We start from the raw sequence: 2,393 nt of genomic DNA, 5'->3' as shown, positions 1-2,393 counted from the left end.
CAACGAGCAGAATATTGCCGCGGGTGGCGCAGATGATTACGACCGGGTGCTGGCGCAGGTGCGCCGTCGTGATCATCTGGACTCGACGCGGGCGGTGTCGCCGCTGCGCGCCGCCGAAGACGCGGTAGTGGTGGACACCAGCGAGATGACCGAGGCCCAGGTGGTCGCCGATCTACGGGAGCTGGTTGAGCAACGCACCGGGGCAGTGCGGTGAGCCCCCCGGATTCCGACGGCACCTGGGTCGACGAAAGCGACTGGGCACCGGGCGAAGACGCCGAGGGTTTTGCTGAGGGCTCTGGGCGGCCACCGGTGGTGGCGGTGGTGGGCCGGCCGAACGTCGGCAAGTCCACTCTGGTCAACCGGATCCTGGGCCGGCGCGAGGCGGTGGTCCACGATCTGCCCGGGGTGACCCGCGACCGGGTGTCTTACGACGCGCTGTGGACCGGTCGCCGGTTCGTCGTGCAGGACACCGGCGGCTGGGAGCCGGACGCCAAGGGGCTGCAGCAACTGGTGGCAGAGCAGGCGTCGGCGGCCATGCGTACCGCCGACGCGGTGATCCTGGTGGTGGATTCGACGGTCGGCGCCACTGCCGGCGACGAAGCCGCCGCCCGCATCCTGCGCCGCTCCGGTAAGCCGGTGTTCTTGGCCACCAACAAGGTTGACGGCGAGAAGGGCGAAGCAGACGTGGCAGCGCTGTGGTCACTGGGCCTCGGACAGCCGTATGCGATCAGTGCGCTGCACGGTCGCGGCGTGGCCGACCTGCTCGATGAGGTGGTGTCCGCGCTGCCGGTGGTGGCCGAGACGGCGGGCGGTGGCGGTGGCCCAAGGCGGGTGGCGCTGGTCGGTAAACCCAACGTCGGGAAAAGCTCGCTGCTGAATAAACTGGCCGGCGACGAGCGTTCGGTGGTCCACGATATCGCCGGCACCACCGTCGACCCGGTGGACTCGCTGATCGAAATAGACGGCAAAATCTGGCGTTTCGTCGACACCGCCGGGCTGCGCCGCAAGGTCGGGCAGGCCAGTGGGCACGAGTTCTACGCCTCGGTGCGCACCCACGGGGCAATCGACGCCGCCGAGGTGGTGATCGTGCTGATCGACGCGTCGATGCCGCTGACCGAGCAGGACCAGCGGGTGCTGTCCATGGTGATCGAGGCGGGGCGGGCGCTGGTGTTGGCGTTCAACAAGTGGGACCTGGTCGACGAGGACCGGCGTTACCTACTCGACCGCGAGTCCGATCGCGACCTGGCGCGAGTGGGCTGGGCGCAGCGGGTGAACGTCTCCGCCAAAACCGGCCGCGCGGTGGCGAAGTTGGTGCCGGCGCTGGAAGCGGCGTTGGCGTCGTGGGACACCCGGATTTCGACCGGCCGGCTCAACACCTGGCTCAACGAGGTGATCTCCGCCACGCCGCCGCCGGCGCGGGGCGGTCGGGCGCCGCGGGTGCTGTTCGCCACCCAGGCCACCGCGCGCCCGCCGACGTTCGTGTTGTTCACCACGGGCTTTCTGGAGGCCGGCTATCGCCGGTTCCTGGAGCGGCGGCTGCGGGAGACGTTCGGATTCGAGGGCAGCCCGATCCGGATCAATGTGCGAGTGCGGGAGAGGCGTAAGTCGCGCTGACTCGGCTAGGGTGCTACGGTGCCCGTCTCCCAGGTGGCGTTGATCGTGCTGGCCGGGTTGGGAGCGGGTGCGGTCAATTCAGTGGTCGGGTCGGGCACCCTGATCACCTTCCCCACCTTGGTGACATTGGGATTTGCCCCGGTTACCGCGACCATCTCCAACTCTGTCGGCCTGGTGGCTGGCAGCGTCTCGGGTACCTGGGCATACCGCCGGGAGCTCAGCGGGCAGTGGGACCGGTTGCGTTGGCAGATCCCGGGATCGCTGATCGGCGCCGTGTTCGGCGCGTGGCTGCTACTGCATCTGCCGGAGAAGGTCTTCAACCGGGTGGTGCCGGTGCTACTGCTGGGCGCGATGGTCCTGGTGGTGATCGGCCCGCAGATCCAGGCCGTCGCGCAGCGGCGTGCGCTGGAGGCGGGCCGTTCGGTTGACCATCTCAGCCGTGGCCGACTGGCGGCGCTGACGACAGGAACCTTGGCGGTCGGTGTCTACGGAGGCTATTTCGCGGCCGCGCAGGGCATCTTGTTGATCGGCGTGATGGGGGTGCTCCTTCCCGAATCGATGCAGCGGATGAACGCGGCGAAAAACCTGCTGGTGCTGGTGGTGAACCTGGTCGCGGCGGGCGCCTATTGCCTGACTGCGTTCGACCGGATCGACTGGGGCGCGGCGGGATTGATCGCGACTGGCTCACTGGCCGGCGGGTTTGTGGGCGGTCACTACGGACGGCGGCTGTCGCCGAATGCGCTGCGGGCCGTGATCATTGCCGTCGGACTTATCGGGCT

General features: G+C 68.7%; 3 protein-coding genes. All 3 read left to right on the top strand.

Annotated features, from left to right (window positions below):
* The coding region (locus tag AC2VON_RS15730; RefSeq protein ID WP_486953789.1) for a (d)CMP kinase at positions 1 to 214 on the top strand (214 nt) is incomplete at its 5' end.
* Positions 211 to 1,614, top strand: a complete 1,404-nt coding sequence (gene der, locus AC2VON_RS15725; RefSeq protein ID WP_486953788.1) for a ribosome biogenesis GTPase Der — start codon at positions 211 to 213, stop codon at positions 1,612 to 1,614. The genes AC2VON_RS15730 and der, both read left to right, overlap by 4 nt.
* A gap of 18 nt (positions 1,615 to 1,632) precedes the next feature.
* On the top strand, positions 1,633 to 2,393 hold a 761-nt coding region (locus AC2VON_RS15720), incomplete at its 3' end, for a sulfite exporter TauE/SafE family protein (RefSeq protein WP_486953787.1).

It is taken from the genome of Mycobacterium sp. TH-M82, from assembly GCF_057473605.1.
The sequence above is the reverse complement of the archived record's forward strand: the minus strand, read 5'-3'. Positions and strand labels throughout refer to the sequence as shown.